The organism is Pseudanabaena sp. PCC 9330 (assembly GCF_055795045.1).
Genome location: NZ_JAYFES010000107.1, coordinates 25377 through 52062 on the forward strand (window position 1 = coordinate 25377; position 26686 = coordinate 52062).

General features: G+C 57.9%; 27 protein-coding genes. 11 read left to right on the forward strand and 16 right to left on the reverse strand.

What is annotated here, in order from left to right; all coding sequences use genetic code 11:
* Positions 1 to 85 precede the first annotated feature (85 nt).
* The 3 genes from AC0QKW_RS13920 (at position 86) to ggt (ending at position 2747) form a co-directional block, all read left to right on the forward strand.
* Positions 86 to 781 (forward strand): PspA/IM30 family protein, encoded by a 696-nt coding sequence (locus AC0QKW_RS13920; RefSeq protein ID WP_473151676.1) that lies wholly within the window; start codon positions 86 to 88, stop codon positions 779 to 781.
* A gap of 87 nt (positions 782 to 868) precedes the next feature.
* Positions 869 to 1156 (forward strand): DUF3288 family protein, encoded by a 288-nt coding sequence (locus tag AC0QKW_RS13925; RefSeq protein ID WP_473151677.1) that lies wholly within the window; start codon positions 869 to 871, stop codon positions 1154 to 1156.
* A complete protein-coding gene (ggt, locus tag AC0QKW_RS13930; protein ID WP_473151678.1) occupies positions 1140 to 2747 on the forward strand; it encodes a gamma-glutamyltransferase in 1608 nt (535 codons plus the stop codon). The genes AC0QKW_RS13925 and ggt overlap by 17 nt, the downstream gene beginning before the upstream one ends.
* A 437-nt stretch (positions 2748 to 3184) precedes the next feature.
* Here the strand turns inward: ggt and AC0QKW_RS13935 are convergent, their stop codons facing one another.
* Entirely contained in the window at positions 3185 to 3955 is a 771-nt protein-coding gene (locus tag AC0QKW_RS13935; protein WP_473151679.1) for a hypothetical protein, read from the reverse strand.
* A 173-nt stretch (positions 3956 to 4128) separates the two neighbouring features.
* Positions 4129 to 5874, reverse strand: a complete 1746-nt coding sequence (gene ribBA, locus AC0QKW_RS13940; protein ID WP_473151680.1) for a bifunctional 3,4-dihydroxy-2-butanone-4-phosphate synthase/GTP cyclohydrolase II — start codon at positions 5872 to 5874, stop codon at positions 4129 to 4131.
* A gap of 292 nt (positions 5875 to 6166) precedes the next feature.
* Here ribBA and argC point away from each other — a divergent pair, with 292 nt between their 5' ends.
* Positions 6167 to 7234 (forward strand): N-acetyl-gamma-glutamyl-phosphate reductase, encoded by a 1068-nt coding sequence (argC, locus tag AC0QKW_RS13945; protein WP_473151681.1) that lies wholly within the window; start codon positions 6167 to 6169, stop codon positions 7232 to 7234.
* Between the two features lie 115 nt (positions 7235 to 7349).
* Here argC and AC0QKW_RS13950 read toward each other — a convergent pair whose 3' ends face one another.
* Positions 7350 to 7715 (reverse strand): slr1601 family putative cell division protein, encoded by a 366-nt coding sequence (locus tag AC0QKW_RS13950; protein WP_473151682.1) that lies wholly within the window; start codon positions 7713 to 7715, stop codon positions 7350 to 7352.
* 270 nt (positions 7716 to 7985) lie between these two features.
* Between AC0QKW_RS13950 and AC0QKW_RS13955 the strand changes: the two genes are divergently transcribed.
* On the forward strand, positions 7986 to 8744 hold the full coding sequence (locus AC0QKW_RS13955; RefSeq protein ID WP_473151683.1) for a metallophosphoesterase family protein: 759 nt from the start codon (positions 7986 to 7988) through the stop codon (positions 8742 to 8744).
* Positions 8745 to 8783: 39 nt separating this feature from the next.
* Here the strand turns inward: AC0QKW_RS13955 and AC0QKW_RS13960 are convergent, their stop codons facing one another.
* The 3 genes from AC0QKW_RS13960 to AC0QKW_RS13970 all read right to left on the reverse strand — a co-directional run bounded on the left by AC0QKW_RS13960 (position 8784) and on the right by AC0QKW_RS13970 (position 12884).
* Entirely contained in the window at positions 8784 to 9242 is a 459-nt protein-coding gene (locus tag AC0QKW_RS13960; protein ID WP_473151684.1) for a DUF29 domain-containing protein, read from the reverse strand.
* A gap of 52 nt (positions 9243 to 9294) precedes the next feature.
* A complete protein-coding gene (gene glpK, locus AC0QKW_RS13965; protein WP_473151685.1) occupies positions 9295 to 10809 on the reverse strand; it encodes a glycerol kinase GlpK in 1515 nt (504 codons plus the stop codon).
* A 491-nt stretch (positions 10810 to 11300) separates the two neighbouring features.
* Complete coding sequence (locus AC0QKW_RS13970) at positions 11301 to 12884, reverse strand: protein kinase domain-containing protein (RefSeq protein ID WP_473151686.1); 1584 nt, start codon at positions 12882 to 12884, stop codon at positions 11301 to 11303.
* A gap of 376 nt (positions 12885 to 13260) precedes the next feature.
* On the opposite strand from AC0QKW_RS13970, the gene pheT reads away from it, so the two are divergent.
* Entirely contained in the window at positions 13261 to 15699 is a 2439-nt protein-coding gene (gene pheT, locus AC0QKW_RS13975; RefSeq protein WP_473151687.1) for a phenylalanine--tRNA ligase subunit beta, read from the forward strand.
* Between the two features lie 142 nt (positions 15700 to 15841).
* Here pheT and AC0QKW_RS13980 read toward each other — a convergent pair whose 3' ends face one another.
* The 6 genes from AC0QKW_RS13980 to AC0QKW_RS14005 all read right to left on the reverse strand — a co-directional run bounded on the left by AC0QKW_RS13980 (position 15842) and on the right by AC0QKW_RS14005 (position 20946).
* On the reverse strand, positions 15842 to 16324 hold the full coding sequence (locus AC0QKW_RS13980; RefSeq protein WP_473151688.1) for an adenosine-specific kinase: 483 nt from the start codon (positions 16322 to 16324) through the stop codon (positions 15842 to 15844).
* 295 nt (positions 16325 to 16619) lie between these two features.
* A complete protein-coding gene (locus tag AC0QKW_RS13985) occupies positions 16620 to 17588 on the reverse strand; it encodes a DUF4349 domain-containing protein (protein WP_473151689.1) in 969 nt (322 codons plus the stop codon).
* A 104-nt stretch (positions 17589 to 17692) separates the two neighbouring features.
* Positions 17693 to 18352 (reverse strand): peptide-methionine (S)-S-oxide reductase MsrA, encoded by a 660-nt coding sequence (gene msrA, locus AC0QKW_RS13990; RefSeq protein WP_473151690.1) that lies wholly within the window; start codon positions 18350 to 18352, stop codon positions 17693 to 17695.
* Positions 18353 to 18491: 139 nt separating this feature from the next.
* A complete protein-coding gene (locus tag AC0QKW_RS13995) occupies positions 18492 to 19175 on the reverse strand; it encodes a ferritin-like domain-containing protein (RefSeq protein WP_473151691.1) in 684 nt (227 codons plus the stop codon).
* A gap of 195 nt (positions 19176 to 19370) precedes the next feature.
* Positions 19371 to 19889, reverse strand: coding sequence for a hypothetical protein (locus AC0QKW_RS14000; protein ID WP_473151692.1), 519 nt, complete (start codon positions 19887 to 19889; stop codon positions 19371 to 19373).
* 115 nt (positions 19890 to 20004) lie between these two features.
* Positions 20005 to 20946 (reverse strand): glycosyltransferase family 9 protein, encoded by a 942-nt coding sequence (locus AC0QKW_RS14005; protein ID WP_473151693.1) that lies wholly within the window; start codon positions 20944 to 20946, stop codon positions 20005 to 20007.
* Between the two features lie 212 nt (positions 20947 to 21158).
* Here AC0QKW_RS14005 and ispD point away from each other — a divergent pair, with 212 nt between their 5' ends.
* Entirely contained in the window at positions 21159 to 21857 is a 699-nt protein-coding gene (ispD, locus tag AC0QKW_RS14010) for a 2-C-methyl-D-erythritol 4-phosphate cytidylyltransferase (protein WP_473151694.1), read from the forward strand.
* A 37-nt stretch (positions 21858 to 21894) separates the two neighbouring features.
* Here the strand turns inward: ispD and psb30 are convergent, their stop codons facing one another.
* Positions 21895 to 22026, reverse strand: a complete 132-nt coding sequence (gene psb30 / locus AC0QKW_RS14015; protein WP_473151695.1) for a photosystem II reaction center protein Ycf12/Psb30 — start codon at positions 22024 to 22026, stop codon at positions 21895 to 21897.
* Between the two features lie 171 nt (positions 22027 to 22197).
* Between psb30 and AC0QKW_RS14020 the strand changes: the two genes are divergently transcribed.
* The 3 genes from AC0QKW_RS14020 (at position 22198) to AC0QKW_RS14030 (ending at position 23410) form a co-directional block, all read left to right on the forward strand.
* Complete coding sequence (locus tag AC0QKW_RS14020) at positions 22198 to 22554, forward strand: YkgJ family cysteine cluster protein (RefSeq protein ID WP_473151696.1); 357 nt, start codon at positions 22198 to 22200, stop codon at positions 22552 to 22554.
* Between the two features lie 178 nt (positions 22555 to 22732).
* On the forward strand, positions 22733 to 23053 hold the full coding sequence (locus AC0QKW_RS14025) for a TMEM165/GDT1 family protein (RefSeq protein WP_473151870.1): 321 nt from the start codon (positions 22733 to 22735) through the stop codon (positions 23051 to 23053).
* A 75-nt stretch (positions 23054 to 23128) separates the two neighbouring features.
* On the forward strand, positions 23129 to 23410 hold the full coding sequence (locus AC0QKW_RS14030; RefSeq protein ID WP_473151697.1) for a TMEM165/GDT1 family protein: 282 nt from the start codon (positions 23129 to 23131) through the stop codon (positions 23408 to 23410).
* 5 nt (positions 23411 to 23415) lie between these two features.
* On the opposite strand, the gene AC0QKW_RS14035 is transcribed toward AC0QKW_RS14030, so the two are convergent.
* From AC0QKW_RS14035 to tadA, 3 genes are all read right to left on the reverse strand, one after another.
* The gene (locus AC0QKW_RS14035) at positions 23416 to 24402 is read right to left on the reverse strand and encodes an L-lactate dehydrogenase (RefSeq protein ID WP_473151698.1); all 987 of its coding nucleotides are present in this window, start codon (positions 24400 to 24402) and stop codon (positions 23416 to 23418) included.
* 97 nt (positions 24403 to 24499) lie between these two features.
* On the reverse strand, positions 24500 to 25300 hold the full coding sequence (locus AC0QKW_RS14040; RefSeq protein WP_473151699.1) for a lysophospholipid acyltransferase family protein: 801 nt from the start codon (positions 25298 to 25300) through the stop codon (positions 24500 to 24502).
* Between the two features lie 139 nt (positions 25301 to 25439).
* Positions 25440 to 25988, reverse strand: a complete 549-nt coding sequence (tadA, locus tag AC0QKW_RS14045) for a tRNA adenosine(34) deaminase TadA (RefSeq protein ID WP_473151700.1) — start codon at positions 25986 to 25988, stop codon at positions 25440 to 25442.
* Between the two features lie 295 nt (positions 25989 to 26283).
* On the opposite strand from tadA, the gene AC0QKW_RS14050 reads away from it, so the two are divergent.
* Positions 26284 to 26610, forward strand: a complete 327-nt coding sequence (locus AC0QKW_RS14050; protein WP_473151701.1) for a PDDEXK family nuclease — start codon at positions 26284 to 26286, stop codon at positions 26608 to 26610.
* Positions 26611 to 26686 lie beyond the last annotated feature (76 nt).

The following is a 26686-nucleotide window of genomic DNA, read 5'->3' on the forward strand; positions in this document are numbered from 1 at the left end:
GGAGAACGCTACAGTCTACCGCTAGCCTCAGTCACCTCAGCCTGCCTGCTATGCTGAAGCTGATCACACTTGTGGGAGATCTTCGATGGGGCTGTTTGATCGGGTTTGGCGCGTCATTACAGCGAACCTCAATAGTGCAGTCAATCAGGCCGAAGACCCCGAAAAGGTGCTCGAACAGGCCATGCAGGACATGCAGGGCAACCTGATTCAGCTGCGGCAGGCGGTGGCCCAGGCGATCGCCACCCAAAAGCGCACCGAGCGCCAGAGCGCCCAGGCCAAATCTACGGCGCAGGAGTGGTACAACCGAGCCGAGCTCGCCATTCAGAAGGGTGAAGAAGATTTGGCTCGCCAGGCGCTCACCCGTCGCCAAACCTACCTGCAATCGGCCCAGGCCATGGATGCCCAGCTCGACCAGCAGCGCGACGTGGTCACAGGTCTCAAAGACAACATGCGGCGACTAGAGGCGAAGATCGCCGACGCCCGCACCAAAAAAGACCTCTACATTGCCCGTGCCCGCTCTGCCGAGGCCAGCGCCCGCATTCAAGACATGCTGGGCACCACTGGCACCAATGGCTCGATCGCCGCCTTTGAGCAGATGGAGCAGCGGGTCATAGAGCTAGAGGCCAAGTCTGAGGCCCTCGAAGAACTCAGTGGCGACCCCCTGGAGCGCCAGTTCGCAGCTCTAGAGGGGGGCTCCACTACGGTAGACAGTGAACTGGAAGCGATGAAAAACCGTCTGAGTCAGGGTAGACAGCCGGATAGTCTGCCGCCATCGGCCTAGGCGACTTTTTCCCTACAAACCGCTTTAGGCAGACAATAGTCACCATAAAGCTGGCGATCGCTTTCCAAGAGCACTCAATCAATCTCTATGGCCGACACCACTAAAGACCAGCAGCACCCCCAGTACAAGACCGATCGCCAGGTGGTCAACCAGCTAGTGGCTGGAGAGGCCACCGACTACAACCTGGTCGAACTGGCCCGGCTGATGACCCGCTATGAGGGCTTCCCTGGTGCCCGCGACATTCAGACTGATCTAAAAAAAGCGCTGGCCCGCTGGGGTCTGACCGAGGCAGAACTGTTTGAGAAAACCCGCGCCATTCACCAACAGGGCGAGGTCTACAAGGGGTTGGGGCGAGGGCGTGAAGACTGGAGCTAACAAGGGTGCTGTCGCCGCTGGGCACCCCCTCACCGCTGAGGCCGGGGCCGAGATGCTGCGTCAGGGGGGCAATGCCTTCGATGCCGCGATCGCCGCTGCTTTCACCGCCTGCGTCACCGAGAGCGCCCTGACCTCGCTGGCGGGGGGCGGCTTTTTGCTGGCCCACACCGCAGCGGGCCAAAACCGCCTGTTCGACTTTTTTTGCCAAACGCCGAAATCGAAGGACATTGGGCGATTCCGGGCCAGATCGCTGCGCGAATCGCCCAACTTTTACCCCATTCACGCCAACTTTGGCGACACCACCCAGGAGTTTCACATTGGCCTGGGGTCGATGGCGGTGCCAGGGGCGATCGCCGGGCTGCTCGACGTCCATCAAAAGCTGGGTCGGCTGCCCCTCGAGAAAATTGTGGCCCCGGCCCAGCGCTGGGCCACCGAGGGCACCGAGGTCGAACCCTTTCGGGCCTACTGCTTTCAAATTTTGGAGCCGATTCTCACCGCTACGGAGTCAGCGCGGGCGCTCTATGCGCCAGAGGGCAAGCGGCTGACGGCGGGCGATCGCTTTTTCTTGCCCGACTTTGCCCAGTTCTTGGCGGCTCTGGCTAGCGAGGGGGCCGACCTGTTTTACCGGGGAGAGATAGCGCAGGCGATCGCCCATACCTGCCAGGCCCAGGGCGGCTACCTAACCCTAGAAGATTTGCAGCATTACCAGGTGATCGAACGCGAACCCCTGGCCATGTCCTACGGCAGCGCCACCCTGCTCACCAATCCGCCCCCTAGCTCTGGCGGCACGCTGATCGCCTTTGCCCTGGCGCTATTATCTCAAGTCAACCCATCGCAGACCCCCCACCGTAGCCCTCGCCACGTGGCAGCCCTGCGGGAGGTGATGCGCCAAACCAACCTGGCCCGTCAGCGGGGCTATGATGACCATCTGTATCGCGAGGCGATCGCAGCAGAATTTCTCGGTGCTGAACACCTGACTCCCTATCTGACCCAGCTACAAGACGCCCTCAGGGCCGGGGGCAGCCGGTGGGGCAGCACCACCCACATCAGCGTGGTCGATGGCGAGGGCAACGCCGCCAGCCTCACCACCTCCAACGGCGAGGGCTCGGCCTACGTCATACCCGGCACTGGCATCATGATGAACAACATGCTGGGTGAAGAAGACCTCAACCCCCAGGGCTTTCACCAGTGGCCGACAAACCAGCGGATGTCGAGCATGATGGCCCCCACCATAGTCTTGCAAGACGGCCAGCCCCTGCTGGTGCTGGGGTCGGGCGGCTCCAACCGCATTCGCACCGCCATCTTGCAGGTGGTGTCTAACGTGCTCGACTTTGGTATGGATATCGAAGCCGCCGTTCAAGCGCCGCGCCTGCACTGGGAGCGAGGGGCGCTGCATCTGGAGCCGGGGTATGACCGAGGGGCGATCGCCGCCCAGGGAATTGGCGATGAAGACCACTGCACCTGGTGGCAGGCTCACAGTATGTTTTTTGGCGGCGTCCACGCAGTGGCGGTGGGTTCAGATGGTGCCCTGTCGGGGGTCGGCGACTCGCGCCGAGGCGGAGCCTGTGTGATAGTTAAACCGTGCGATTGAGTAATTCTATAAATTCAATTCTGATTCAAGAAATTTCAAGAAAATCTTGATCAATAAGCCTTAGTCGCATCCGCTATCAATAGCTTTTCAGCAGCATCAATCTGAAAGAATTAATAGTTAGTTAGCTAGTTGCTTTCTTGAAGTCTAATACCAAAGCTGAATCGCATAACCCTGATTCCAAACAAGTGGATTGTGTAGGAGAAGAGGATCGCCTGATCAGCCCTAAAAATCACAAGTGTTTCACCTGCCTCTACTTGGCAAAGATATTTGAGTGGATCACGCTGGTTTTCATCAATTGTTATGTTTGGCGTTAGCTAGCCTCTCGTTTTGTGGTAACAACGTTACAGTTGAGCGGTTGTCTAAAACTTCCACTCTCAGCCGATCTCCCTTTTCAATCCGCTCCAATCGCATTGTTCAACTGCAATTGACTAATAAGACTATTCCATTTGACTTTGATCGCGGAACTCAGGCTTTGCTGTAGCAAGCTTGACATATACACCGTCACCAGACAAGGCGCAAACATCGCAAGACCACATACTACTCTCCTTAAAACCCGGCGTAGAGTCTTTCTCACGCTTAATAGAACCTTGAATGCACAACGGACAACGGAGTATCCAATCCACAAGGTATCCGCCTCCTGTCTTCGATAGGATCTCACATTCTTGCCAATGAAGCTGACCTGTCTTTAGAAGACGTTCTCGCGTGACATTTGCTGGAAAAGAGGAAAGTTTCGGAGGTTTGCAGTCATTATTGTAAGTTGCTTCAAGCAGAAACATAGTCTGCATGCAAACAGAGCGAAATCGGTCTGCGTCGCTTGTCATAAAATATGGATCGAGTGTGAGTTCGTTTATTTTTGTTTTGACCTCTGTTGCTGCTTTCACTAAGTCAAGTTCATGAGCATAAATATTCCGCAGCTTATTAACTCTTAGTAAATTTTCATAGAGGAGTGGCTCAAATGCGCTGCACTCATTGAGTTTAACAACTTTTTTATGAAACATGAGTTTGCTTGCATCTATTTGAAGTTTTTTCAAAAACTTGTCTAGCCAATACTCAATATAAAGATGCAGCGTAATCACCTGGCTTCGTGTGATATCAGGATTGAAAATTTCTTCGGAAAGCTTTTCGTAGATTGAATCTGGTGCGTAGTCTCTCGCTACTCGCGAGGGATCGTTTAACCAGCCAAAATGAATAGGTCGATCTTCGCTCATGTGACCTCCTAAAATCTCATGTTTCTGAAAATCAGCCTGTAAAAGGATATGGCCTTTTATATATTCTACAGGCGTGTCTTAGGGGCTTAAGTTGAAGCAGTCGAACAACTTAATTATGCCGACAGTTTCTGTATAACTCCCCTTAGGAAGGCAATTATAGAGATAGTCCCTAGCTAATCGGCTGAGATGTGGCTAGAGAAGACGTAGATGCGCTGGCTCTCCAGGCTGCCGCAGAGGTCGGAGGGTTTGACGGTTTCGGGGGTGGGCACTGCGTCGTGGTGAAACACCTGTCGATCGAGGCCCACCTGCAAACCGCTGAAGGGGTCGCTGCCGCTAGAGATTAAGAACGCGAGCTGGTCGATTTCGGGCCAGGCGGCGAGTTTGTCGAGCAGGGTGGCAACGGTCTGCATCTGCGGTTGCTCACAGTCGCGATACCAGGCCTCGGCCCCTTCGAAAGGCGGAATATCCAGCCCCAAATTCACAATTAGATCAGGCTGGCTAAACAGCGCTGCCGCCACCGGGCGGGCTTCTTCTTGCAGCATGAGGCCCTGACTATGGGCCAGCTCGCGCAGGTGCTCTAGCTTTTGGTAGCGCTCCTGCACCGGCAAATCGCCCTTGCGCCAGTGGATTGCTACCGTAACTAGGTAGGTCTGCACCAGTAGGTGACCCAGCTTTTGGGCCTTGGTGGCCAGGTAGCCCGAGTTGTAGTCGGTAGCTTCAATAATCAGCGGCACCCGGCTCACCATCTCTAGGCCATAGCCTTTGATGCCCGCAATTTTGCGCGGGTTGTTGGTGATCAGGCAAAACTTTTGCACGCCGATGTCGTTGAGAATCTGTGCGCCGATGCCGTAGTTGCGCTGATCGACGGGCAGACCCAGCTTTTCGTTGGCTTCTACGGTGTCGAGGCCCATATCTTGCAGAGAATAGGCTTTGAGCTTGTTGATCAGGCCAATGCCGCGCCCCTCTTGGCGTAGATAGACCACCACACCGCGCCCAGCCGCATCGATCATTTTGAGCGCCGCCTGGAGCTGCATGCGACAGTCGCAGCGTAGCGAGCCAAAGGCGTCGCCCGTCAGGCATTCGGAGTGAACGCGCACCATCACCGCCTGGTCGGCAAAGGTGGCGGGGTCGCCTTTGACTAGGGCAACATGCTCAGAGCCGTCAAGCAGATTGCGGTAGGCGTAGATGGCAAAGTCGCCAAACTGAGTGGGCATCTTGGCTACCGCATCTCGCTGTACAAAGCGCTCGTGTTGCAGGCGGTAGTGAATCAGATCCGCGATGCTGATCAGCTTGAGGCCAAAGGTTTTGGCGTAGTTAACCAGTTCGGGCAGGCGCGCCATCGAGCCGTCGGGGTTTTGAATTTCGCAGATCACCCCGGCGGGATAGAGGCCCGCCAGCCGCGCCAGATCGACTCCAGCTTCGGTGTGGCCCGCCCGCTTGAGCACGCCACCCTCCTTGGCCCGCAGCGGAAAGATGTGGCCGGGGCGGCGCAGGTCGATGGGGCGAGCGTTGGGGTTGATGGCAACTTGAATGGTGCGAGCGCGATCGTCAGCAGAAATGCCCGTGGTAACGCCCCAGTTCAAGCCGGCGTCGATGCTGACGGTGAAGGCGGTCTGCTCGTTTTCATCTTCAAAGGCGCTGGGGCTGACCATAAGCGGCAGGTCGAGTTGATCGAGCCGTTCGCCGGTCATGGCCAGGCAGATCAGCCCCCGCGCTTCCACCGCCATAAAGTTGATGTTGTCGGGGGTGGCAAACTGGGCGGCGCAGATCACGTCGCCCTCGTTCTCGCGGTTTTCGTCATCGACCACCACGATCGACTTGCCCGCCGCCAGGTCGTGGAGCGCCGACTCAATGGAATCGAACTGAAAATTGGGCGGTAGCTCCAGCTCGGCGGGCGACGGGTTTGGGGCTTGAGACATCTCCGCTTCTGGATTGAGCACGATGGGGCGAACCTGCAAAAAGTACGATTACCCTTAAAATTCTAGCCGTACACCCTATCCTTCGCCGGAAGAGTGGTGGTCTTTCTGCCTGGGGGCACTTCTGGGGCAGAGAAGAGTTGGCCGATCGCATTCCAAGCCACCATGTTGAAGTGAGATTACTGGTTTACTATTACAGTGCCGTTCTAAGGCCGGGTGCTCACTCAGTTAGCGTCTACCTCAAGAGCGGTGCTCAATCCCCTAACTATTCTTTCAACCAGCTAGCCCCAGAACCATGAGCGAGTCGTCACCCGTCGGGAAAATCAAGGTCGGCATTGTGGGGGCCTCGGGCTACGGAGGGGTGCAGCTGGTGCGTCTGCTGACCCAACATCCCGAGGTAGAGCTGGTGTACCTCGGGGGCGACAGCAGCGCCGGGCAGCCCTATACCGATATCTATCCTCACCTGGCTGACTCGGTCAATTTGACGGTAGAAGCCGTAGACTTGGGCGAGATTGCCCAGCGCTGTCAGGCGGTTTTTCTGTCGCTGCCCAATGGTCTGGCCTGCACCATGGCCCCCACCCTGCTAGAGCGGGGCTGTCGGGTGCTTGACCTGTCGGCAGACTACCGGTTTGAAAATCTGAATACCTACCAGGCCTGGTATGGAGGCGATCGCACCGATCAGACCACCGCCGTCGAGGCCGTTTACGGGCTGCCCGAGCTATTTCGCGATCGCATTCGCAACGCCCGATTGGTGGGCTGCCCCGGCTGCTACCCCACCGCCAGCCTGCTGGGTATTGCCCCTCTGCTCAAGCAGGGGCTCGCTCAGCCCGAAACTTTAATTATTGACGCTAAGTCGGGCACCTCCGGCGGCGGACGGGTGGCCAAAACGGGCATGCTGCTGGCCGAGGCGAGCAACTCTCTCGGAGCCTACGGCGTCACCCGCCACCGCCACACCCCCGAAATCGAGCAAATTTGCACCCACCTGGCCAGCCAAGAGGTCACCGTGCAGTTTACCCCCCACCTGATTCCTATGGTGCGGGGCATTTTGGCCACCATCTATGCCACCCTGCGCGACCCCGGCCTAGTGCGCGACGACCTGCTCACCATCTACAGCGCCTTTTACCGGTCGTCGCCCTGGGTGACGGTGCTGCCCAACGGCACCTACCCCCAGACCAAGTGGGCCTGGGGCACCAATCGCTGCTATATCGGCCTTGAGACTGACCAGCGCACCGGGCGCGTGATTGTCATGTCTGCGATCGACAACCTGATGAAGGGCCAAGCCTCTCAAGCCGTGCAGTGCTTTAACCTGATGATGGGACTAGAAGAGGGTCTGGGGCTGCCGACGACGACTTTTTATCCGTAGTGGATAGGTGTGTGGGTGGGTTAAGCGATAGCGCCATGAGTCTACGAAGCAGCTCTCCAACCACCCGAGCAATCACGCCTGGAGTCAGGTTCACTCACCTACTCGTCTACTCCCTTCAGTCTGTCCAGACGACCTGGCGCTCTGAGCGGGTGCGGTAGCCGGTCTGCTCTTGAATTACGCGTCCGGCCTGGGCTGGGTCAAAGTAGCGATCGAAGTCTGACCGCAGGCGGGTATTGATCACCTCGGCCTGGGCCAACTGTTGGTTAACGGCTTCGAGCTGCTGCGCCTGGCTCTGGACGTAGGGCACCAGCCGTACTAGAGAGACTGCGGCCACCAGAGTCAAAAATCCGTTGACGCCGAGTCTGGCCCCCAGCTCTATGACGGGGGTATGACGCGCGAGCTTTTGCCAGGGGTCGGGGCGACGGCGAGCCCTGGCAGAGCGCACAGCAGGGACCAGTGGCTTGAGGGGAGATAGACTCATGGGGTAGGTGCTCTAAGCTGGTCTTTATTATGCCTGAGAACTCAAACCTGAGACCGATGAAATGGAGGGACTGCCCAGGAAGTGCCAGGGATCGCTCGATCATCTCGCTGCCACGACTGGGCTCTTTGGGTTGGCTATGGCTGGCTGGGGGTGTCGCTGTAAAGCCCTGAAAAGCCTTTGATAAAACACACTACAACCCACAGGCATTGCGAAAAATTGATAGTGGATTTTGGGGTTAAGGCATAATAGATATAACGGAGTCCCTACCCCATGCCCCGAAGAATCTTTATCGGTGATATTCACGGTCACTTTGACGGCCTTCAGCGACTGTGGGATGCGATCGCCCCAGAACCCGACGATCAAATCTACTGCGTAGGCGATTTAATCGATCGCGGCCCCAAGAGTGCTGACGTGGTCGATTTTATTCGTAAAAATGCAACGGGCTGCGTGCGCGGCAACCACGAGCAGCTCATTCTCGACAGCTTTGTCGACGGCAAAATCAACCCACCTACCCTCCAGGGCTGGATTTTTAGCGGCGGTCAGGCCACCTTGAGCAGCTACCACGGCTCCACCGCCACCCTCGAAGACCACCTCGACTGGCTGCGGCAGCTACCCCTCTACATCGACTTGGGCGATCTGTGGCTGGTGCATGCCGGGGTCAACCCCATGCTGCCCGTGGCCGAGCAAAGCAGCTACGAAATGTGCTGGATTCGCGAAACTTTTCACAGCAGCCTGACGCCCTTTTTCTCTGACAAGCTGATCATCACCGGTCACACCATCACCTTCACCTTTCCGGGGGTTGACCCTGGCCAAATCGTCGCCGGGCGCGGCTGGCTCGATATCGACACCGGGGTCTACCATCCCCGCAGCGGCTGGCTCACCGCTCTCGACTGGGACAACCAAATCGTTTACCAAGTGAATGTGTTTGAACCCATCGAGCGGGTGCGATCTTGCGCTGAGGCCATTACCTACCTCGACCCCACGCTGATCAAAAAGCGTCCCCGCGACTTGCTCAGCCACACCCACTAAGGGAAGCGCCGAAAAATGAGGGTTGGAAAAGATGGTTGGTTAACGCCAAAATTCCTTAGTGAGCAGTGCTAGTAGCTCTTTGCTGAAGGGGTAACCGGCGGGCAAGTCGCTGTCGGCATAGGCCGCGATCGCTTCTGTCAGGGCATCCTGATACACCTCATCTAGCACCCCCTGAAAGTAGGTTTTGAGGCTGGGAGATGGCTTTATCAGCCGTTTGAGAGCATTCCGCTGCTCCACAATAGTGAGCTGCCAGTCTCGATAGTCGTCGGGGAGATTGACATAGCCACGTTTGAGCAAGTGAACGAGCAAAACACTTAGACGACTTTCTAATTCTCGTCTGGCCGATTTACCCAAGTCTTCAATCTCCTCGATCAACCCGTTCCAGTCGAGCTGATCGATATCTCTACGCTTTAGGCCATCAACCGTGGCCTCAACCCAGCAGACAAAATCCTCATCGTAAAGCTGGTGCAGCGGCGTTTGGAGCCGAAGATTGGCCATAGCACCCAGGCATGGGAGAACTACCCTCTAGTGTAAGCCACGTATTTCCCTCTTAGCCCCAGCCCTTCGTCTGTTCTACGGCCTTGGCCCACTGGCCGAAGTTGGCCTGGGCTTCGGCTTGGCCTGCTCCCGGCTCGAATACACGGTCGATGGGACGGCTCTCTACCAGGGCGCGATAATCATCCCAAAAACCCACGGCTAGGCCCGCCGCAAAGGCCGCCCCCTGAGCGGTGACGTCGAGCACCTGGGGCCGCTCGACCGGTATGCCCAGCACGTCAGCCTGGAACTGCATGAGAAAGTCGTTGTTGCAGGCTCCGCCGTCAACCTTGAGCCGACGAATAGGGGTGCCGGCATCCTGATTGACGGCATCGACCACTTCTTTGACCTCGTAGGCGATCGCCTCCAGCACGGCCCGCACCAAATGCTCGCGTTGGGTGCCCCGGGTGAGGCCAAAAAAGGCTCCTCGGGCATTCATATCCCAGTGGGGTGCGCCGAGGCCGCTAAGGGCAGGCACAAAATAGACGCCGTTGTTGTCGGTGGCCTTTTGGGCCAAAATTTCGGTCTCGCTGGCGCTAGAGATCACCTGGAGCCCGTCGCGCAGCCATTGAATGCAGGCTCCGGCGGTAAACATGCTGCCCTCAATCGCATAGCCAATGTGGGGCTGTTTGGGGTTTTCGGTGGCCTCAGACCAGGCCACGGTAGAGAGCAGCTGATGCTGCGATCGCACTACCTTATCCCCTGTGTGCGACACCAGAAAGGCCCCCGTGCCATAGGTGCACTTGAGCAAACCGGGGCGATCGCAGCCGTGGCCGTAGAGCGCTGCCTGCTGGTCACCAAAGATCGCCGCGATGGGAATTTCGACCCCTAGGATTGACCGATCAGTGTGGCCAAACACCCCGACGCTGGGCTTGATCCCAGGCATCATATGGGGCGGAATGCCGAAGAGGTCCAGCAACGTGTCATCCCACTGGCCGCTAGAGATATTCAGCAGCATGGTGCGGCTGGCGTTGCTGTGGTCGGTGGCGTGCACCTGCCGACCAGTCAGGTTCCACAACACCCAGCTATCGATAGTGCCTGCTAATATCTGGTCAAAGTCTACCGGCGGATCGGTCTCTTTTTTGGCCTGTTCTAGCAGCCAGGCCAGCTTGGTAGCCGAAAAGTAAGCATCGAGTACGAGGCCGGTGCGATCGTAGATCTCCTCTGCTTTGCCTGCCTCCCGTAGAGCGTTGCACAGAGGCGCGGTGCGGCGGTCTTGCCAGACGATCGCATTGGAGAGGGGCCGCCCAGTACTGCTATCCCACAGTAAACAGGTTTCGCGCTGTACCGTCAGGCCAATGGCGGCAATGTCAGTGGGCTTTAGCCCCGCCTTAGAGATGGCCGACCCCATGGCCCACTCAATCTCCTCCCAAATCTCACGGGCGTTGTGCTCAACCCAGCCCGGCTGGGGATAGTACTGGGTCAACTCGCGGTAAGCCTGTCCGGCGATCGCCCCTTCGCGATCGAAGATAATCGCCCGGTTGCCCGTGGTGCCCAGATCAAGCGCCATGATGTAGTTAGCAGTCATCATAATCTATGGGTTTGCAGCGCCCAAAGCGTAGCAAATTATGCCAAACGCCGCCCCACCCCCAGGAGAGATTCTACTCATCGAGAACGCTCGACATAGACAATATGGGTTCCTCTGGCGGCTGCGATCCAGTTCTATCTTCTGCCTGCCTCAATCAGAGCAACAGCTGAATCTACAAACAGTTTCCGTTCTCAAATAGGCACTGGTCTCTAATACCCAATCCGAGTCCCACAACCCCGATTCCCAGAAGACCAAACCGTAGGGGCAAACGGTGGTTTACCCTACTGAATCGGGGGTAGCCAAGAAGGATTTAGTATAAAAGTATGATCTTTGATTTTTCGTTGCTGAGCATCCTGGTGCAGCAGGCCTTCTCAAAGGCGTTTTACTTCAGTGGGCTATTGCCGTACCGCATGCCATTTCCCACCTTGCACTTAGTTTGAAGGCATACCAATTTGGAGCTGTATAAATCAGACTGAATACCAGGTAGGAGCCTCTTATAGCATCCCCCGTCGGCCATTGGGCATCACTGTTGACCAGTTGGTGCGGGCTGCAGCTAGCTGCTGATCAGAGACCAATGCCCCGGTCAGGTCTGCACCGCAGAGGTTGGCCTCTCTCAGGTTGGCGTTAGAAAGGGAGGCATGAGCTAAGTTAGCCCCGCGCAGATCGGCCCCCTCCAGGTTAGCGTAGTGAAAATAGGCTTTGACCAGTTTGGCATTGCGCAGGCAGGCGCGGCTGAGGTTGGCACGGCCAAAATTGGCGTTGCTCAGATCAGCGCCCTGGAGGTTGGCACCGGGCAGTTTTGACTGGTTGAAGTTGGCCTCTGTCAACAGCGTGCGCTGGAGGTCGAGGTTTTTGAAAGTTTGCAGCGAAAAATCGCGGCGGCCTTTGGTGTATTTTTGCTTGACATCCTCTGAAGACAGCGTGTTTGCCGCTGCCGCGCTCTTGGGCTTGACACCAGATGCTCCATTGTGGGATGGCCCCAGGGGAGCACCATTGCTGCTGGAGTGCGATCGCTCTCGCCGAGCCCGAATCGCCGCCGCCATGCGAGCGGTGGGCGATCCACCAGAGTGAGGGTCATAGCTCTGGGCTCGCCCGTTGGCTGAGCCATGGCTATGGCTAAAGCCGTTGGTGTTGCTGGGTGGGGTAGGAAAGGCCATATTTTGAGCCAGACTTTCCATGTAGGGCTCTAGGTCTAAATCTCGTAAAATTGCCTCCACTGACTGGTAGCGGTGCTTCACCGATATTTCGAGCATTTTTTGCAGCACCTTAGCGAAGTGGTCGCTGATATGCACGTGCTCGCGCCACAGCAGCTCGCCAGTGTGAGGGTCATAGTTGAGATCTTTGGGAGCCTTACCCGATAGCAAGTACACGCAGGTGACCCCCAGGGCATAGAGGTCGCTGGCGTAGACCGGGCGCATGGCCATTTGTTCTGGCGGAGCGTAGCCGGGGGTGCCAATGGCGTAGGCCGTCAGGGCCGTCTGGTCAGAGTTGGCCGCCTGGGTTGGGTTGACCTTGTCTTTGACGGCGCCAAAGTCGATCAAGACCAGTTTTTTGTCCTGGTCACGGCGAATGATATTGGCAGGCTTGATGTCGCGGTGAATGACGTGGTTGTCGTGGACGTACTGCACCATCGACAAAATTTCGCAGAGAAACTGTTTGACCCCAGCTTCGGTAAACGGCCCACCCCGCTTCACCTCCTGCTGAAGGGTGAGGCCATTGATAAACTCCTGCACCAGGAAAAACTCCTGGCCGCTCTCAAAGTAGTCGAGCAGGCGGGGCAGTTGTGGGTGGTTGCCAATCATGCCCAAAATTTTGGCCTCTCGCTTAAAGAGGTCGCGGGCCATATCGAGCACGTGGGGAGCCTCGGCGGAGGGGCGCAGCTGCTTGATCACACAGGGAGGCTTGCCCGGCAACAGCTCGTCACGGGCCAGAAAGGTAGCCCCAAACCCACCTCGCCCCAGGGCGCGAATCATTCGATAACGGCCCCGCAGCACTAGCTCTGCCCCACAGTTCTGGCAATGGCTGACGGTGGGAGGGTTTTTGGGCTTTGAACAATCGGGATTGATGCAGTAGCTCATGCGGCCCAGGGTGGTGGGTATTTAGACGTAGCCAAGGAGCACCGTCTGAGGGTTAACTGACCAGCAGCAGAGGGCAGTATTTCGGAGTGCGACAACGCCCCTAGGGCAAGAGGTGTAGGGCTAGTTCCGACCGTACTGCCACATTACTCTAATTATTCCCTGTTTCAGAGAGGGGTAATAGCATCCACCCCAGGGATATACACTTTTGGGCGAAATCTAAGGGAAATGTAAAAAGTCAATGAACCCTGAGATGCCTAGTCTCGCCCCTGGTTTAGAGGCAGCCCCTGATGCCCTCTTGGGTAGATGTAATGCCCACGGGGTAGAATGTTTGGGCATTGCACTACAGCATTTTTTTAGCGGTTAAGACAGCTCCACCATGCGCATATCTTTAAATTGGCTCAACGAGTACGTCAATGTTCAGCTGTCTGCTGAGGCGCTAGCCGAGGCCCTGACCATGGCGGGGTTTGAGGTTGAAGACATTGAAGATAGACGCACCTGGGCCGATGGGGTAGTGGTGGGTCGAGTAGTAGAGCGTGCCCCACACCCTGATGCCGACAAGCTCAGCGTATGTGTGGTCGATATCGGGCAGGCCGATAGGTCAACTATAGTCTGTGGCGCGGCCAATGTGCGGGCCGACATCTATGTGGCGGTGGCTACGGTAGACACTTACCTGCCGGTGGTTGATCTGACAATCAAACCTCGAAAATTGCGGGGTGTGCCCTCAGCAGGAATGATCTGCTCGCTCTCGGAACTGGGGCTAGCCAAAGAGTCTGAAGGCATTCATATCTTTGAGGCCGAGTCTCTGGAGCTGGGGCAGGATGTGCGCCCGCTGCTGGGTCTCGACGACGTAATTTTAGATGTCACCTCTACCGCCAACCGGGCCGACGCCCTGAGCATGGTGGGTATTGCCCGGGAGGTGGCGGCGATTACGGGGGCCACTCTGCACCTGCCGGTTACGCAGGCACCAACAATACTGACTAGTTCGGCGGCTCCGGCCATTGACCTGCCCGACGAAAAAGCCTGCCCGATCTATATCGGCACGGTGCTAGAAACGATTGCGTTAGGCCCTTCGCCCCAGTGGTTGCAACAGCGGCTGTTAGCGGCGGGTACCCGTCCTATTAATAATGTGGTCGATATCACCAACTACGTGCTGCTGGAGTGGGGGCAGCCGCTGCACGCCTTCGATCGCGATCGCCTGTTAACTACGGGCGACAGCCTGGCTCTGGGGGTACGCTTTGCCCAGCCAGGTGAAACCTTGGTGACGCTAGATAGCCAAAAGCGATCGCTCACCGCAGAGACCCTGGTGATTACCACCAATAACCAGCCCGTGGCCCTGGCCGGGGTGATGGGTGGCGAAGCCACCGAAGTTTACGACGGCACCGTGGCGGTGCTGCTGGAAGCGGCGTTCTTTGATGCAGCGGCAATTCGCAAGTCGGCTCGCAGTCAGGGGTTGCGCACCGAGGCCTCGGCCCGCTACGAGCGCGGGGTGAACCCGGCGGAGCTGAAGCTGGCCTGCGATCGCGCCCTCCAGCTGCTGCAAGAGCTGGCCGGAGCCACCGTCATGGCCCAGACCACCGGCACAACGACGCTTGGGGCCGCCATCCCCGAGCGGGTGATTTCTCTGCGGCTGAGCCGGGTGGCCCAACTGCTGGGTAAAGTTATTAATCTGGGCGACCAGCCCCAAGTTCTGCCGCCGGAGACCATTCAAACGCTGCTAGAGACCCTGGGCTGCCAGGTAGCCCCCGCGCCCGAGGCGGGCGTATGGGCGGTGACGGTGCCCCCCTACCGCTACCGCGACCTAGAGCGCGAGGTCGATTTAATTGAAGAAGTGGCCCGCCTCTACGGCTACAACCACTTTGCCGATACTCTGCCTCAGAAAGCGATCGGCGGGTTTTTATCGGTGGAGTTCGCACTGCGCCGCCGCCTGAGGGAGACATTTCGCGCTGCTGGGCTAACCGAGCTGCTCCACTACTCGCTGACCAAGCCGATTAGCGATCGCCAGGTCACCCTGGCCAACCCCCTCTTTCCTGAATATTCGGCTCTGCGGCAAGATCTAGTAGACGGGCTGATCGACGCCTACGAATTTAACCTCAACCAGGGCAACGGCCCCCTCAACGGCTTTGAGATTGGCCATATTTTTTGGCAAGACGAAGGCGGCATTCACGAGGCCGAGGCGGTGGGCGGCATTGTGGGCGGCGATGGGCGATCGAGCCAGTGGGTGACCAGTGGTCAAGATCAGCCTCTCACCTGGTACGAGGCCAAGGGCATTCTCGACGGTGTGTTTCAACGCCTGGGCCTGACGGTAGACTACCGTGCCGACAGCACCGACCCGCGCTTTCACCCCGGTCGCACCGCCTCTCTGTGGGTGCGGGGGCGGCTAGAGCTGGGTCGCTTTGGCCAGCTACACCCCCAACTGCGCCAGCAGCGCCAGCTGCCCGCCGAGGTGTACGTGTTTCAGCTCAACTGGTCGGCCCTGGAGACCTGTCTGGTGCCGGTGCTGCAAAAGTCGGTGAAGTTTGGCGCCTACTCGACCTTCCCGGCCAGCGATCGCGACCTGGCCTTTTACGCTCCCCTAGAGGTTACCGTTGCTGATCTGACCACTGCCATGACCAAAGCTGGAGGCAAACTGCTGGAATCAGTGGCGCTATTTGACGAGTATCGGGGCGAAAGCGTGCCCCAAGGCCAGCGCAGTCTCGCCTTTCGCCTGGTGTACCGATCCCCCGACCAGACCCTCACCGACGACACCGTAGACCCGGTGCACAAAAAGGTGCGGGCGGCTTTAGAGAAACAGTTTGGCGTGACGTTGCGCAGCTAACCTCACGCATTGGGCTGCGGCCCATACAAACCCTGCTCGCCTACCCCCGATTCAGTCGGGTCAACAGCGGCTCGCCCCCACAGGTTGGCCGATTGGGAATCGGGGGATGATGGAATTCGGATTCGGGATCAGACAGTCGGGGTTAGAGCTTGTAGCCAATTTGGCGCAGCAATCCTTGACGGGTTTTGACATCCTCGGCAGTTTCTACGCCCTTGGGCGAAAAGCCATCAACTACGCCTAAAATGCCTCGCCCCTGGGCTGTTTCTGCCACAATCACCTCTACTGGGTTGGCCGTGGCGCAGTAGAGGTGACAAACCTCAGGGCATTGCTTAATGGCGTTGAGGAAGTTAATGGGGAATGCCTCTTTTAGCACAATGATGAAACTGTGCCCGGCGGCAAGCGCCTGGGCGTTTTGGACAGCAGCCTGCTGTAAAGTTGCATCATTGCCGGCGGTACGAATAAGGCAGGGGCCAGAGGCTTCGCAAAAGGCAATGCCAAACTTAACCTGGGCCGAGGTACCCACCATAATTTCGTAGAGATCTTCGATGGTTTTGATGAAATGGGTTTGGCCCAAAATCAGGTTGCTATCCTCCGGCAGAGCCAGGGCCACGGACTTGAGTTCCATACGTTGCCTCCGTTCTGATTTAGACCGCTTAGCGCACTCGGGCAGCACGTTCAGCCAGCATAGATCTATTGTCAGAGGTGTCTTGGGGAATCACTCAATCACTACACATTTCCATAGGCTCAAACATCGCTCAGCAGTGGCCCTAGCCTTGTTAGGTATGCGATCGACGCCAAGAGTCTAAAAGCTTTGTCGCTCGACTCTTGGCGTCGATCGTGTTGTTTCGTAGGCTCACCTTGACAGGGGCAGTCCTCGCTTCTTCGACATAGTCAACGGAAGCGAGAGTGGGTGGGGATCCTCAACTATTCTCAGCCTCCGCAGCCACCGGCTGAATTGTGTGTCGCTGCCACAGCCGATAGCCGCCGTAGCCTGCCGCCGCCAGCAGCGCCCAGTAGGGGCTAAAGGCCAGCAGCCACAGGCCCAGCTTGAGCCCGCTCACGGTAAACATTTTCACCGATTGAGTGGCCGAGTCCCAGGTGTTGCCCAAGGTTTCACCCACCGGGCGGAGGGGGGGCACCTGGGTGACGGGGCTTTGCAGGGTTAGGTAAATCTGTGAAAAGGCCACCTGCCGTTTGAGGTTTTGCTGCTGGGCAGCCATGCGCTCGATATTCTCTCTCACGGTGCTAAGTTCACGGGCCACTTCCAGCACATGAGAGATTTCACCCGATCGCTCCATAATTTGCAGTAGCGCTACCTCCGACTGGCGCAGGTTCTTGAGCCGGGCGTCGAGATCCACCAGCTGGCTCGACACATCTTCGGCGGTGAGCGACTGCTGCTGCACGGTGCCTAGAGAACGCAGGGAATTTAAGACACTATCTAGCTCAGCCTGGGGCACCCGCAGCGTCAGTGATACCTGCTGGCTATAGCCTTCGGGCGATCGCTGGTCTTGCAGGCTGAGCAGATCTCCCTGGGACTGTTGTAGCAGGGTTTGCACCTGGGCGATCGCCCCGTCGATGTCGGTCAGCACCAGGGTCAGGCTGGCCTGCTTAACCAGCTGGGGGGTGGGCTGGCCAATGTCGCTTGGAATAGGCTCTGTGCTGGCCGCCCGCTCCAGATCGGGGGCTGCCAACTCTGCGGCGGGAGCTATGGCCTGGTTTTGGTCGTAGTCTAGATCGCCCAGGGCTACCCCTGCGCTGGAGGTGGCCGTCTCTTGCTTAGAGGCCAGGTGGGGAGCCGCTGCACAGCCGCCGACTAGAAGTAAACTCAGGGCGATCGCCTGGATCGGTAAGCGGCGATCGCGCCCAAAGAAAACGTTAGAAGGGGTCATGGTGGTGCCTAGCTAAACTCAGATGGCTTCACTATGGCTCAACCCATTGCCCCCCCGGCCGACGTTACCAATATTGCAACCGGTATCTGTCGCGATGGCTAACGCTACACCGCCATTCCCACCGGGCAAGCGACATTTGTGCCCCCCAGGCCACAGTACCCGCCCGGATTTTTAGCCAAATACTGCTGATGGTAGGCCTCGGCGTAGTAAAACTCTGGGGCCGCTAAAATCTCAGTCGTAATGGTGCCGTAGCCAGCAGCGCTCAATGCCTTTTGGTAGGCCGCTTGCGAGGCCTCGGCGAGCTGTCGCTGGGTGTCGGAGTAGGTGTAGATACCTGAGCGATACTGGGTGCCCACATCGTTGCCCTGGCGCATGCCCTGGGTGGGGTTGTGATTTTCCCAAAAGGTCTTCAGAATTTGCTCATAGCTCACCACCGCTGGGTCAAACACTACGAGCACTACCTCGTTATGCCCCGTTAGCCCCGAGCAAACCTCCTGGTAGGTGGGGTTTGGGGTCAACCCGGCAGCATAGCCAACGGCGGTAGAGTAGACCCCTTCTAGCTGCCAAAACTTGCGCTCGGCCCCCCAAAAACAGCCCATACCCACCAGCGCAAGCTCCATGCCTGCCGGGAAGGGAGGTACCAGGGGGTTGCCGTTGACGTAGTGCTTGTCGGGCACGGCCATCGTCGCGGCCCTGCCGGGCAATGCATCGCCAGGAGCGGGCATTTCAGACTTTTTGCCTTTGCCTAAACCAAAGAAAACCATGGGAATATTTGCAGATTGTGTGGGTGAGATAGTTTAACTATAGCGTCAACGCTAAGGGGGATTCTGAGAGCAAGGTGAGGGGCGATCGCCACCGGGCTAGCAGGGGCAGGGGCGATCGCCCTCTCGCTCTATTTGGCACTCAAACCAACGACAGCTCGGGTTTTTGGCCAGGCTGCACCAGGCTGGGGCGCTCTGAGGCGGGCTTGGTGATAAATTCCACCACTTTGCCTAGCTCCTTAAACATCTTGCCCTCAAGGTCGCGGCGGTAGGCGTCTACTACCGCAGTGGCGCGAAAGTAGTGGAGGGCATCGGTAAGATAGCGGACGTGGCGTTCTTCATCCTTGAGCACCGACTCGAGAGCGGCTCGGGTCGTGGTGAGGTGGTCGGGCAGGGCTTTGAGCATGCAGCGAAATCCGCGCACGCCCATTTCTTCAGCTAGCAGCACGCTGGCCAGTAAATTGGGCAGCGGTGCCGTGGCCAGATCATCCACCTGGTGGTAGCGGCGCATAGAGGCTTCCCCCACGCTCGACAGCGACTGCCGGGCGGCCTCGCTGTCGAGATCGATAAAATAGCCTTCGCGCTCAACCGCCTTGGTGAAAATCTGGGCGTGGCGGATCTCATCGTTGATGTGGCGCTGCATTTGCTCGTCGAGCCAGAGAGGAATCTCAGCGGCCTTGACCTGGCGAATATGGGCGACGGTACGACTGCCCTCTGCCTCCTGAAGGGCCAGAGAGGCCAACAGGTGAGGTCGCCGCTGGGGGTTGGCGGTGCTCTGGCTGTAATAGATAGCGCCAAAGCCGACAAACAGATAGTGCTGGAGCATGGGGAGAGGGGAGAGAGAGCGTAGAATCTCCTAGCTATTGTAGAAACTTCTACCTGGCTGTGCCGCCTAGCCACAGCGACAAACTAAACCGCAGCAACCTGAGTCGCCACGGCTAAACATCACGAGAAAACGTTTCTCACTGTAATGAGCTTTGCGCACCTGCCAGACCGGTCAGGGAGACAGCTCGTCAGAGCCCTAGGCCAAGTCATCCTCATCTTCGGCAGCAGGAAGTATGGTCGCCGTTGGAGCTAGCGGTTCAGTGGGTATGGGCGGCTCAACTGGAGCGGGTGGCCCACTTGGGGACGGCGGCTCAACTGCGGTTGGAGCGGGAGGTGTGGCCGGTGTAGGCGGCGTGACGGGCTCTGGTTCTGGAAGGCCAAGCTGCTGCCGCGCCTGGTTTAGCAGGTAAGTCGTGCCCGATTTGACGGTGTCGAGTAGCGCCTCGCCCGTAGAGGCGATCGACTGCGGCTCTACATCAGAGCCTTTTTCGCTGAGGCCGCTGTACCAGGAGCGGGCACTGCTGCCGAGCCCAACAGAGGTGCGGTAAAACCACTCGCCACCCACAAAGGTGAGGCAAATCACCAGCCACAGCAAAATGCCGATCTCCCGCAAAATATCCCAGGTGCGGGTGAGGGTTTTGGTATAAATTTCGCCGGTGTCGCCAGCAAACAGCAACTGGCTGACAATATTGGCCTGTTCTTTAATCTTGTCCATAGGTGTCAACTCTTCTAATGGCTGGGCATAGGGATGGCGTGACGGCCTTGCTATTAGATCATAGATGCAGGGGCTATGGGTCGGCTTAGGCAGGGTTGAGCCTAGAGTGAGGCCGCTATCCGGCCTCGCTCCAGATCTTTTTGAGTACCTGATCGGGAGCAATGTCGGCTAGGGAACCGCTGGCTGAGGTCAGCGATACCAATCGATCGGCCCCTTCAACGGTGGGCAATAGGGCGCTACTGCCAGCGAATAAGCCCAGGGTATAGACTTTTAGGGCGATCGCCAGGCTGAGCGGGTAACCCTCAACTGCCACCAGCAGGTTGGCCGCCGCGATCAGAGCAGCCGTCTGACCTGGGGTCTCGGGCCGAAGAATTTGGATATTGGGAAGGGCGCTGGCGATCGCCGCCGTCTGGGGAGCCTCATCGTCGGTCTGAAGCAGGGCCAGGGGCAGGTCGGGCTGCCGCTGCTGAAAGTCTTTGAGAATGGCGATCCAGCTTTCGGTGGGATAGGTCGCACCGCTGGGGGTGGGGCCGGGGTATATCAGCACATAGCCACTCACCAGCCCTACCCCCTGGCGCAGGGTATCGACGGCGGCTAGATCTTTGCGCGGCACGCTGACGGTAAGGGCCGGGAGACTGCCGGTGACGTTGATGAGCTGGAGCAGTTCGCCGTGGTGGGCTGACTCAGCGGTGCGGGGCACCGTGGCGGTCAGCAACAGGTTGTTGGCCGACCCGCCGTAGCCCAGACGGGTGGGCACACCGCTCAGCCACAGCAGCAGAGCGATCGACCAAGAGTCGGTCAGGGTCAGGGCGACATCAAACTCGCGATCGCGCACGATACCCAGCAGATTAGCCCAGTCAGCGGGGCTATTGGCAGCCTCAAAGTTGTAGGGCACCACCTCGGCCACCCCCTTTGAGAGCTGGTAGATGGCCGTGGCGCTGGGTGCCGCGACCACAGATACCTCAGCGTTTTCAAAGCTATCTTTGATCTGATTAATGATCGGAAAGAAGCTCAGCTGAGTCTCCGTTTCCCCTGGAACAAGAGCCAGTACCCGCATATGTCACGTCCATGCCTGTTCGGAAGTATTGTAGTGGAACCTGACCAAGGTTTAGGGGCTATCTGGCTTACAAAATAAATTAAATTTCCCCAAACGGGGATGAGATTGCCCCGATTCTCCCGCCCTATGCCCAGTCCAGCTCAGAATCTGGGGTTTTCCCACAGTCAGAGCTCCGTGTCTGGACTGGGACAAGGCTTATTACGGTTTTGCCTGTGTCTACTTCCCCTGTTCATCTGCTCATTCCCGCCGCTGGCAGCGGTCGCCGCATGGGTGCCGACCGCAACAAAGTTCTGCTTGACCTGCTGGGGCAACCAGTCCTCGCCTGGACGCTGCAAGCCGCCGCCCAGGCCGACTCTGTGAGCTGGATTGGGCTGGTAGGCCAGGAGAGCGATCGCCCCGACCTAGAGGCGATCGTGGCTGGGCTACAGCTGTCTAAGCCGGTAGACTTTATCCTGGGCGGCAGCAGCCGGCAGGAGTCGGTCTATAACGGGCTGCAAGCTCTGCCCGCCGAGGCCACCCGCGTGCTAATTCACGATGGGGCGCGCTGCCTGGCCACCTCAGCGCTATTTGACCGCTGTGCCGCCGCCCTCGACCATAGCCCAGGGCTGATTGCGGCGGTGCCGGTCAAAGACACGATCAAACAAGTAGACGCTCACCAACGGGTCATCGCCACCCCCAACCGAGACCACCTGTGGGCGGCCCAAACCCCCCAGGGCTTTGATGTGGCGCTGCTCAAGCAGGCTCACCACCAGGGACGGCAGCAGGGCTGGAGCGTCACCGACGATGCCGCTCTGTTTGAGCAGTGTGGACTGCCGGTGCAGGTGGTGCCCGGCGAGGAAACCAATCTCAAGGTCACTACGCCAGTCGATTTGGCGATCGCAGCTTTCATACTAAAACAGCGCCTGGGGTAACCCCCAGACGCTGCTAAATCCTGCATCAACGGTTGACCTAGAGGTCGCCGCCGCGCAAAAACAGCAGAAATACGATCACGGGGCCAGCGATGACAATCATGCCTAGCATGGTCAGCTGGGCGATCAGTTCAAAGTTAATATTGCTCAAAAAACCGCTTAGAAAGCTCATGAACCCTCCCAACACAAGGCGACTGGACTAAAATGAAACTCGCTTTCAGCGCTCATTTTACCCGCTAATGCGGCATCCATTTTAGATAACTTAACAAAATTCTAAGGCAGCCCTGCGCTTCCAACCCGCTCTCTCCACCGTGCTAGGCCTAAGCAGGCCAAAGGAAATTCTATGGCCACCTGGCAATGCGTCAAGTCGTGCGGAGCCTGCTGCTTTTTAGCTCCTGACGAGCGGCCTGACCTAGCGTCATACCTCACTCCAGAGCAGCTGGCGCTCTACCTCTCTATGGTGGGCGAAAACGGCTGGTGCATTCACTACGATGCGGGCGATCGCCTCTGTACGATCTACCCCGATCGCCCCAGCTTTTGTCGGGTCACCTTTGACACTTTTGAGACCATGTTCGGCATTGACCCCGATGGGCTCGACGACTTTGCTATCGACTGTTGCCAAGAGCACATTGCCGATATCTACGGCGAAGAGAGCATCGAGATGGAACGGTTTAATGAGGCGGTAGGGGTGGATGAGTAGGGGCGGTGCTGATGGGCCTGTTCACCATTGGGGGTAGATGGGTCGGTTTGTACAAAGCCAGCGGTAGGGCCTGGGGTTGCGATCGCCGCTATACTCCCAGATAATGAAAGCATTATGAAATAGCGTTTAGCCTGTCTATCCTACTGTGTCTATCTCTAGCCCAGTCCCTAAACCGCCAATCAGCACTACACCTGCGGCCTTGCCACCCGTCAGTCGGTCAGCTTTCTGGCGGGTGTTTGGTTCCACTTTTATCACTATTTTTTTGGCCGAGCTGGGCGACAAAACCCAGGTCACTACGCTCTTGATGAGTGCTCAATCCCAAGCACCATGGATCGTATTTCTCGGGGCCGGTACCGCCTTGGTCTCCACCAGCCTGATTGGCGTATTGCTAGGACAGTGGCTGGCCCGGCGTGTCGCCCCCACTACCCTCGACACCGCCGCTGGGGCCATGCTGCTTGGCATCACCGTCTGCCTCCTCTGGGATATTGCCCATTTGTAATCGGGGCGGTCACGGGGGTGCCGCCCTACATTTCATCCACCCCCTACCCATTTACCCTCTACCCCCGACCCATCCATGGACTGGAACCTGCTTGCCCTGAGCTTTACCGCTGTGTTTATCTCCGAACTAGGCGATAAGAGTCAGCTAGCGGCGATCGCCCTCGGAGGCAGCTCTAGCTCACCCCGCGCGGTTTTCTTCGGCACCGCCGCCGCCCTACTGTTGGCCAGTCTGCTGGGAGTCATCATTGGCGAAGGCACCGCCCAAATCTTGCCGGAGCGGTTAGTCAAAGCAGTGGCTGCCGTGGGTTTTGCCCTGCTGGCCGTGCGGTTGCTTTGGTCTGGGGAGAGCGGTGAGTAGCCCCTCTAGAACTTGATGTGGTCAATCACATCCCGCAGGGTTTGGGCCGAGTGCCGCAGCAATTCTTTCTCCCGCCCACTCAGGGTGAAGTTAAGCCGCCGGGTTACCCCCATGCGCCCCACTACAGCAGGCACGCTCAGGCACACATCCCTGACGCCAAAGATCTCATCTAAAATGCAGCTCACCGACAGCACCCGGTTTTGATCGCGAATGATCGATTGCACAATTTGAGTCACCGCTAGCCCCACCGCAAAATTGGTGTACCCTTTGCGGTTAATAATTTCGTAGGCAGCATTTTTAGTCTGCTGAAAAATATCGTCCATAATCTGGCGATCGCCCTCTGGCATGCCCTCGGTGTAGAGGTAGGTGCCGCCCACGTTAGCCTGGCTCCAAAAGGGCACCTCGCTGTCACCATGCTCGCCAATGATGTAGGCGTGCAGACTGCGGGCATCAATGCCCATACGGCGCGACAGCAGATATCGAAATCGGCCAGTATCCAGCACCGTACCCGATCCCAGCACCCTGGCCTTAGGCAATCCCGACAGCTTCCAGGCGGCATAGGTGAGCACATCGACTGGGTTTGACACCAGCAGCAAAATCGCATCGGGGCAGTGGGTGACAATATCGGGAATCAGCTTTTTGAGCAGCTCCACATTCTTTTGCACCAGGTCGAGCCGCGTTTCGCCCTCCTTTTGGGCCGCCCCAGCGGTAATGATCACCACATCAGCCCCGGCAGCATCGGCCATGGTTCCGGCCTTAATCGTGGTGGGCTGCACAAAGGACATGCCCTGCTCTAGATCCATCACCTCACCGATCAATCTCTCCTGATTGATGTCGACCAACACCATCTCATCTAGCACGTTCTGAATCATCATCGAATAGGCGCAGGCCAGGCCCACCTGCCCTGCCCCCACAATCACCCCCTTGAGGGGCCGCAGGGGGTCAACATGCAGATCGGGCAGAGGATTGGCAGTAAAGAGGCTATCAAACATAGGACATTCTGACTTGAAGGGCCAACGGTTTCTATAAAACCATGACACCGTTTGGTTGTCCTGTAGTTTTGATGTCTTGGGGCGCCCTCGGCAGCGGTTATGGATCAGCGATCGGTTCAGTGACAGAGTCAGGAGCGGCCATCATCTGACGACTGGCCACCAGGGTCTCAAGGCTTGTCTTAATATCTCTAGTCAATCTTTGGGCCGCCGCCTTGAGCGTTTCGGGAGAGTCTTCTCCTTGACGATAGGGAGCCACCGCTAGCGGTTCACCAATGCGAATCTGGACTGGGCAGCGCCAGCTCGGATAGGCCTGCCCGTAGTAAATATCCACGGGTAGCACCTGCACCCCTAGCCCTGGTTGGGCCACCTCGGCCTGTACCGCCAGCCGCGCCAGCCCCGGTTTGAGCCCATGCACCCGGTCAGCTCGGCGAATGCCCCCTTCCGGGTAGATCACTAGCATCTCGCCCGCCAGTAGCAGGTCAATCCCGTGGCGCAGGCTGGCCACCGTGGGGCGCTTCACATTGACCGCAAACCCCCCCAACCGCCGAATAAACCAGCCCTGAAGCCCCTTGACCTCATCGGCGGTGACCATAAAGCGCAGGTCTCGCCCCGTAACCAATCGCCCGGTGGCATAGGGTAGCAAAATCGAGTCCCACCGGGCTCGGTGGGTGGGGGCCAAAATGACAGGGCCGCCAGTGGGCAGATGATCTTGGCCGACAATAGTGATGGGGCCAAAGTAGGCGGGCACCACCACCCGTCGCCCTAGGAAGTAGGCCAGGGGTGTCAGCACCGGCGAACAGTGAGACTGAGCCGGGGGTGGTTCCCCGACTTTTAGCAGCTTGGTAGACGATTCAGGAAGCTCAGGAAATTTCATTGCAAGGCGTAGTTGAGGAGCCATGACCGCAAAACTCTAAATGCCAAAACCAGGCCCACCTAAGTATGCCCGCCCATTGCCCTAGGGTTTGATACCGCTGGAACAATTGCTGGCTTGACCTGGTCTATGCCATCACCCTATCGCTGCAACATGCTCTCCAGATTTAGTCCGGGACAGTTCCAGCGGTGTCATGGGGTGTGGCTTGACGGCGCTTCTGTTCACGGCGGCGCTGAAACCACTGCTGGAGCTGCTGGCGGCAGGGTTCGGTTAATACCCCCTCTACTACGGTCAGGCGGTGGTTTGAGGCCGGGCCATCGGGCAGGTTGAGCACCGATCGCACCGCTCCCGACTTTGGGTCAGGAGCACCGTACACCAGCAGCCCCAGCCGACTGAGCACAATTGCCCCAGCACACATAGGGCAGGGCTCTAGGGTGACGTAGAGGGTACAGTCATTAAGATGCCAGTTGCCCAACTGGCGGGCCGCCTCTCGCAGGGCCAACACCTCGGCGTGGGCAGTGGGGTCTTGGTTTTGCTCGCGTTGGTTGCCCGCCTCGGCCAGTACCCGGTTGTCAGGACCGACCACCACCGCGCCAACCGGGACATCGCCCGCTGCCCCCGCTGCCTCAGCCAGCTCTAGCGCCCGCAGCATCCAGCGGCGATGAGTGACGTCTAGCTCATTCTCCCGGTCTAGGGCAGACGTATCGTAGGGCATAGCAGGAGCTAAAGTGGATGGCCAAAGTACCTATACCAAAGTACCTATAGTAGTAGGCATTAGGACGGCATCCCGTCAGTAAGGTTGAGGGAATTGATTAAGTAGGGAAGCATAGCCAGCTAAAGAGGTCATGGATCGTCAGCGCTAGGGAAATCTCAGCTAATTATGCTTACCAGCAGTTGAGTAATGTCTCTGTCATCATGGGGGCACTGAGAGCTGGCGATCGCCCAGAGTACCGCTGACACAGATTCCGACTGAAACCTGGGTTTCAGCTAACTGAGATGAGTATTGCCAGGTGCTGGATGCCCCTGAGTACACCTTGGCCAAGGCCTACTATTTCGACGGTAGGCTGCCCATAGAAATGAATGCGGTTGGGCCAGATCATTCTCGCGACAACGCCATTGTCACCCTGGCCATTAGCCTGTCTGGGCTGGCCAGGGGCATTCCGCTCAATGCGCTGATTAACTGTAGCTACCAAAAGATAGAGCTGGGGGGCTGTCAGCCCGATGCGTCGGACTACATTGGCGATCGCGTAGTCGAGACACCCCAGGGGCTATCGGTGGTCAATACTAGACCGTTTTGCGCCGCCAGAGCGATCAAACGGCGGTGGGTAACTGGCTGATGGCTCAGTTTCAAGATTAAAGCGCTGACTCTACCGAGAAATCGGGTCTCTTGGCAGAATCGGCCAATATTTGCTG

Bases quoted from the DNA above. Each gene is read 5' to 3' on its own strand.
- AC0QKW_RS13920 (WP_473151676.1), top strand. From the start codon at position 86: ATGGGGCTGTTTGATCGGGTTTGGCGCGTCATTACAGCGAACCTCAAT.
- AC0QKW_RS13925 (WP_473151677.1), top strand. From the start codon at position 869: ATGGCCGACACCACTAAAGACCAGCAGCACCCCCAGTACAAGACCGAT.
- AC0QKW_RS13935 (WP_473151679.1), bottom strand. From the start codon at position 3,955: ATGAGCGAAGATCGACCTATTCATTTTGGCTGGTTAAACGATCCCTCG.
- ribBA (WP_473151680.1), bottom strand. From the start codon at position 5,874: ATGTCTCAAGCCCCAAACCCGTCGCCCGCCGAGCTGGAGCTACCGCCC.
- argC (WP_473151681.1), top strand. From the start codon at position 6,167: ATGAGCGAGTCGTCACCCGTCGGGAAAATCAAGGTCGGCATTGTGGGG.
- AC0QKW_RS13950 (WP_473151682.1), bottom strand. From the start codon at position 7,715: ATGAGTCTATCTCCCCTCAAGCCACTGGTCCCTGCTGTGCGCTCTGCC.
- AC0QKW_RS13955 (WP_473151683.1), top strand. From the start codon at position 7,986: ATGCCCCGAAGAATCTTTATCGGTGATATTCACGGTCACTTTGACGGC.
- AC0QKW_RS13960 (WP_473151684.1), bottom strand. From the start codon at position 9,242: ATGGCCAATCTTCGGCTCCAAACGCCGCTGCACCAGCTTTACGATGAG.
- glpK (WP_473151685.1), bottom strand. From the start codon at position 10,809: ATGATGACTGCTAACTACATCATGGCGCTTGATCTGGGCACCACGGGC.
- AC0QKW_RS13970 (WP_473151686.1), bottom strand. From the start codon at position 12,884: ATGAGCTACTGCATCAATCCCGATTGTTCAAAGCCCAAAAACCCTCCC.
- pheT (WP_473151687.1), top strand. From the start codon at position 13,261: ATGCGCATATCTTTAAATTGGCTCAACGAGTACGTCAATGTTCAGCTG.
- AC0QKW_RS13980 (WP_473151688.1), bottom strand. From the start codon at position 16,324: ATGGAACTCAAGTCCGTGGCCCTGGCTCTGCCGGAGGATAGCAACCTG.
- AC0QKW_RS13985 (WP_473151689.1), bottom strand. From the start codon at position 17,588: ATGACCCCTTCTAACGTTTTCTTTGGGCGCGATCGCCGCTTACCGATC.
- msrA (WP_473151690.1), bottom strand. From the start codon at position 18,352: ATGGTTTTCTTTGGTTTAGGCAAAGGCAAAAAGTCTGAAATGCCCGCT.
- AC0QKW_RS13995 (WP_473151691.1), bottom strand. From the start codon at position 19,175: ATGCTCCAGCACTATCTGTTTGTCGGCTTTGGCGCTATCTATTACAGC.
- AC0QKW_RS14000 (WP_473151692.1), bottom strand. From the start codon at position 19,889: ATGGACAAGATTAAAGAACAGGCCAATATTGTCAGCCAGTTGCTGTTT.
- AC0QKW_RS14005 (WP_473151693.1), bottom strand. From the start codon at position 20,946: ATGCGGGTACTGGCTCTTGTTCCAGGGGAAACGGAGACTCAGCTGAGC.
- psb30 (WP_473151695.1), bottom strand. From the start codon at position 22,026: ATGAGCTTTCTAAGCGGTTTTTTGAGCAATATTAACTTTGAACTGATC.
- AC0QKW_RS14020 (WP_473151696.1), top strand. From the start codon at position 22,198: ATGGCCACCTGGCAATGCGTCAAGTCGTGCGGAGCCTGCTGCTTTTTA.
- AC0QKW_RS14030 (WP_473151697.1), top strand. From the start codon at position 23,129: ATGGACTGGAACCTGCTTGCCCTGAGCTTTACCGCTGTGTTTATCTCC.
- AC0QKW_RS14035 (WP_473151698.1), bottom strand. From the start codon at position 24,402: ATGTTTGATAGCCTCTTTACTGCCAATCCTCTGCCCGATCTGCATGTT.
- AC0QKW_RS14040 (WP_473151699.1), bottom strand. From the start codon at position 25,300: ATGGCTCCTCAACTACGCCTTGCAATGAAATTTCCTGAGCTTCCTGAA.
- tadA (WP_473151700.1), bottom strand. From the start codon at position 25,988: ATGCCCTACGATACGTCTGCCCTAGACCGGGAGAATGAGCTAGACGTC.